Annotated in this window: 5 protein-coding genes; all 5 read right to left on the reverse strand. The window is 74.4% G+C overall.

The genetic code is table 11. The features are described 5' to 3' along the window. Positions 1–184: 184 nt before the first annotated feature. Positions 185–1,363, reverse strand: a complete 1,179-nt coding sequence (gene moeZ, locus AAHZ94_RS28690; protein WP_349996509.1) for an adenylyltransferase/sulfurtransferase MoeZ — start codon at positions 1,361–1,363, stop codon at positions 185–187. Positions 1,364–1,423: 60 nt separating this feature from the next. After that, positions 1,424–2,173: a spherulation-specific family 4 protein gene (locus tag AAHZ94_RS28695; protein WP_349996511.1), complete on the reverse strand. Its 750-nt coding sequence runs from the start codon at positions 2,171–2,173 to the stop codon at positions 1,424–1,426. Continuing rightward, entirely contained in the window at positions 2,161–3,159 is a 999-nt protein-coding gene (locus AAHZ94_RS28700; RefSeq protein ID WP_349996512.1) for an SDR family oxidoreductase, read from the reverse strand. The genes AAHZ94_RS28695 and AAHZ94_RS28700 overlap by 13 nt, the downstream gene beginning before the upstream one ends. Continuing rightward, positions 3,159–3,314: a hypothetical protein gene (locus AAHZ94_RS28705; RefSeq protein WP_349996514.1), complete on the reverse strand. Its 156-nt coding sequence runs from the start codon at positions 3,312–3,314 to the stop codon at positions 3,159–3,161. The genes AAHZ94_RS28700 and AAHZ94_RS28705 overlap by 1 nt, the downstream gene beginning before the upstream one ends. A 130-nt stretch (positions 3,315–3,444) precedes the next feature. Beyond that, on the reverse strand, positions 3,445–4,710 hold a 1,266-nt coding region (locus tag AAHZ94_RS28710), incomplete at its 5' end, for an MSCRAMM family protein (RefSeq protein WP_349996516.1).

The raw sequence follows: 4,710 nt of genomic DNA on the forward strand, positions 1-4,710 counted from the left end.
CCCCCCCCCCCCCCCCCCGGGGGGGGGCCCCCCCGGGTGGGGGGGCCCCCGGGCCCCTGTTGCTCCGTGCTCGGGTGGAGCAGGTCCCGCCGCTCCACCGCGCCGCCGGCGGACCAGCCGGACCAGCCTGGTCAGCGAACCCGCCGACCCCGGCAGCCCTGGCGACCCCAGCGGCCCCGCCAGATCAGTAGATCGGCTTCTCCGGCTCGATCTGGTTGACCCAGCCGATCACGCCGCCGCCCACGTGCACCGCGTCGGCGAAGCCCGCCGACTTGAGGACGGCGAGCACCTCGGCCGACCTGACGCCCGTCTTGCAGTGCAAGACGATCTTCTTGTCCTGTGGGAGGTCCTGGAGGGCGGTGCCCATCAGGAACTCGTTCTTCGGGATCAGCCGCGCGCCGGGGATGGAGACGATCTCGTACTCGTTCGGCTCGCGGACGTCGATGATGTCGATGCCCTCGCCGTCGTCGATCCACTGCTTGAGCTGCTTGGGCGTGATCGTGGAGCCGGCCGCAGCCTCCTGCGCCTCCTCCGACACCACGCCGCAGAACGCCTCGTAGTCGATCAGCTCGGTGACCGTGGCGTTCGGACCGCACACCGCGCAGTCCGGGTCCTTGCGGACCTTGACCTGGCGGTACGACATCTCCAGGGCGTCGTAGATCATCAGCCGGCCGACCAGCGGCTCGCCGATGCCGGCGAGCAGCTTGATGGCCTCGTTGACCTGGATCGAGCCGATGGAGGCGCACAGCACGCCGAGGACGCCGCCCTCGGCGCAGGAGGGCACCATGCCCGGCGGCGGGGGCTCCGGGTACAGGCAGCGGTAGCACGGGCCGTGCTCGCTCCAGAACACCGACGCCTGGCCGTCGAAGCGGTAGATCGAGCCCCACACGTACGGCTTGTTGAGCAGCACGCACGCGTCGTTGACCAGGTACCGCGTGGCGAAGTTGTCCGTGCCGTCCACGATCAGGTCGTACTGGGAGAAGATCTCCATCACGTTGTCCGCCTCAAGGCGGCCCTCGTGCAGGACGACGTTGACGTACGGGTTGATGCCGAGGACCGAGTCACGGGCGGACTCGGCCTTCGGCCGGCCGATGTCGGCCTGGCTGTGGATGATCTGGCGTTGCAGGTTCGACTCGTCGACCTCGTCGAACTCCACGATGCCGAGCGTGCCGACACCGGCGGCGGCCAGATACATCAGCGCGGGCGAGCCGAGGCCGCCCGCGCCCACACAGAGCACCTTGGCGTTCTTCAGTCGCTTCTGCCCGTCCATTCCCACGTCGGGAATGATCAGGTGACGCGAGTACCTGCGGACCTCGTCGACGGTGAGCTCGGCAGCCGGCTCGACCAGGGGTGGCAGCGACACGGGGACTCCGTAAGGGAAGGGAGCAGCGTTGTTCTCCTGGTAACACTGCCACGCGGCGTCTCATTCCGTGACACCAGGTCCGATGCGCGAGACGATTTCGTCCCAGTAACCGGGCAGTGTCTCCCATGCGTCGCTTTGGCCATGGCCTTGCCGATCAGTGAAGTAGATGGTCCCTGCACCCTGCCAGCGGGCGATGCGCAGCGCCTCGTCCAGGTGAGTGCGGGGCACTCCGTGCACCAGGTGGCAGAACCGCTCCGGCGGGTAGTCGGCCGTCCACGGCGCCGCCTGCGACCAGCGGTAGTCGGCCCACTGCCCGCAGAAGGTCACCAGTTGGTCGGCGTCCTGCACGTAGTCCGGGTACGGGTGGGTGCCGTGCCCGAACACCACGTACACCGGTGCGCACAGGGCGCGCAGCGTGGTCGCCAGCCGGCGCACCTCGGCCAGCCCCGGCCGCTCGGTGGGGCACCGGTCCAGGTAGAACCCGTCGACCTGGTACCACTCAAGGAAGCGGTGCGCGTCGGAGATCAGCTCGCCGAACGGGCGGGTGCCGAACCGCAGGTCGAGGTGGCCGAGGACGCGGGCGCGCGCCTCGTGCAGCCGGGCCGCGGCGCCCAGGCAGTGCGGGTCGGGGCGGCTGCCGGGGCCGCGCGCCACGTTGAGCACCGCCCAGTGCAGCGGGGTGCGGGGCCGGGCGAGTTCGGCCCATTCGGCGGGGGCGACCAGCGGGTGCGCGCAGCCGGGCACCCCGAAGCCGAGCCGCCCGGCCACCGACCCGGGGCGCCGGGTGCCGGTGGAGGTCAGATACGGCATGCCGCCTCCATCCAGATGTCGGCCAGCGACTCTTCGAGGCCGATCCTGGTGCGCCAGCCGAGCCGGTCGCGGGCGGTGCGCACGTCCGCCTGCTGCCAGCTCCCGCAGCCGTCCGGGTAGGCGTAGCCGACGGCGCCGGCCGGCGTCTCGGGGCCGTGTTCGCCGCGGCCGTGCCCGGCGGAGTGACCGAGCCCCGAGGGGCCCGACGGGTGCGGGACGGTGCGCAGCGGGTGGCCTTCGACGTCGTGCAGCGCGCCCCCGAAGCCGGCCACCCTGGCGAGTACGCCGGCGGCGTCCCGCATCCGTACGGCGCGCCCGGTGCCGATGTTCACCACGCCCTGCGCGGCGGAGAGCGAGGCGGCGTGCACGGCGCGGGCCACGTCGCGCACGTCGACGAAGTCGCGCTGCGCGCCGAGCCCGGGGAAGCGCAGTTCGTGGTCGCCGGCCTGCATCGCGCGCCGCATGGTGTCAGCGAGCCGGCCCAGCGGCGAGCCGGGCGGGGTGCCGGGGCCGACCGGCGAGAAGACGCGCAGCACGATGGCGTCGAGCCCGGAGCCGAGCACCAGCTCGGTGGCGGCCAGCTTGCTCACGCCGTACGGGCCGCCGGGGCGCGGGATGGCGTCCTCGGCGGTGGAGGAGCCCGGCTGGGACGGCCCGTACTCGGCGGAGCAGCCGAGTTGCACCAGCCGGGCGCCGCAGCCGCTGCGGCGCAGCGACTCGCAGACGGTGGCGACGGCGACGGTGTTGTGCCGGGTCAGCTCGCGGGCGCCGCCGCGGGTGGTGCCCGCGCAGTTGATGACGACGCCGGGGTGGACGGCGTCCAGGAACCGGGTCAGCGCCCCGGGGCTGCCGGTGGACAGGTCGAAGCGCACGTCGGCGGTGTCGCCCCGGCCGAGCTCGGTGAGTTGGACCGCGGGGTCGGCGAGCAGGTGGTCGGCGACGTAGCGGCCGATGTAGCCGCCTGAGCCGAGCAGCAGTACGCGCATCAGTCGCGCCCCCGTTCCGCAGGGCCGCCGGTCTGCGCGGGGCCGGCGGTCTGCGCGGGGCCGGCGGCGGGGGCGCGGTCCCCCGCGCCCCGTCGGGTGGCCCCGCGTGCTTCGGCCACCCGGCCGATGGGGCGGTCGACGGAGAGGTTGGTCATCTCGCTTGCTCCTTGTGAGGGTTGCGCCGCCCGGTCCCGGCTGGCGGGGTGGGTGGGCGGCGGAGGTCGTGGGTCGGGGGCCGGGGGGGCCGGCCCCCCGGGGGGGGGGGGGGGGGTGCCCGCGGCTGGTTCACCGCTCGTCTTCGTACCCCAGGTGCAGGTCGCGCTCGGTGCGCCCGCCGCCGGCGACCCGCAGCACGGTGGCCACCGGCGGGTACCCCGCGGCGATCACGGTGTACTCGCCGGCGGACAGGTCGATGAAACGGAATCCGCCGTCCGCGCCGGTGGTCGCCGTGTCCACGACGTTGCCCGCCGCGTCCAGCAGCGTCACCCTGGCGTCTTCCACGGCCCGCCCGCCGCCGGCCCGCACCGTGCCGCGCAGCACCGCGCCGCCGGCCAACTCGATGTCTTGCCGGGTCTCGCGGGCGGATTGCACGGAGACCGGCAGCGCGGCCGGGCGGTAGGCGGGGGCGCTGGAGGCCAGGGTGTATTCGCCGGCCACCAACTCGGTGATCAGATAGCCGCCTTCGCGCCCGCTGCGGGTGGAGGCGACGACCTCGCCGCGCACGTCGGTGAGGGTGACCATCGCATCGCGCACCGGGGTGCCGTCGGCGGTGTGCACCGTGCCGGCCAGCCGGCCGGCGCCGCCGAGCACCACGTCGAGTTCGACGGGCCGTTCGCCGACGGTGACGCTGACCGCCTGCGGCTGGTGCCCGCCGGCCGCGGCGATCAGCACGTACGCGCCGGCGCCCGGCGTGCTCAGCGCGTACCGCCCGTCCTCGCCCGTCGCGCCCCGCCCGACCTGTCGACCGCCGACGTCGATCAGGGTGAGCGCGGCCCGCGGCACGGTGCTGCCGTCGTGGTGCGCGACGGTCCCGCACACCGGCACCCCGGCGACCGCCGGCCCGTCCGTGCGCGACGGCGCGTCGGCGCGGGTCAACTCGGCGGCGTAGCGGCCCGGGTGGCCGTCCTTCGGGTACGCGTCGGTGCCGTAGCCGATGTCGTACGGGTCGGTGGTGCGCTGTTCTGCGGGGAGCGCCGGGGCGCCGTTGGTGAGGGCGTCCGGCAGGCCGCGGGCGGCGGGGACGGTCGCGTCGTGCTGATCGGTCTGGGGGGCCACGGAAATCTCCTTGAGCAGCAGGGCCAGCAGGAAGCCGAGGACGAGCACCGGCAGGAGGGAGAGGAAGGCGCGCGGGATCGGTTCGAGGTAGGCGGCGAGGTAGCCGTCGCGCAGCGCGTCCGGGAGCGCGCGGACCGTCTCGGGGAAGAGGTCGTCGGCGCCGTCCGGCAGCTTCCGGCCGAGGTGCGGGGCGGCCCGGTCGGCGAACAGGGTCAGGAAGACCGCGGCTGCCGCGCCGCCGCCGATCCGCCGGGGGCGGCCGGTGGCGCCGCCGGG

This window comes from Streptomyces sp. HSW2009 (genome assembly GCF_040240285.1).
In the GTDB taxonomy this organism is placed as follows: Bacteria; Actinomycetota; Actinomycetes; order Streptomycetales; family Streptomycetaceae; genus Streptomyces.

What these genes read in the sequence shown, in the direction of transcription:
- AAHZ94_RS28695 (WP_349996511.1), bottom strand. Translation starts at nt 2,173, where the DNA reads ATGCCGTATCTGACCTCCACCGGCACCCGGCGCCCCGGGTCGGTGGCC.
- AAHZ94_RS28705 (WP_349996514.1), bottom strand. Translation starts at nt 3,314, where the DNA reads ATGACCAACCTCTCCGTCGACCGCCCCATCGGCCGGGTGGCCGAAGCA.
- AAHZ94_RS28700 (WP_349996512.1), bottom strand. Translation starts at nt 3,159, where the DNA reads ATGCGCGTACTGCTGCTCGGCTCAGGCGGCTACATCGGCCGCTACGTC.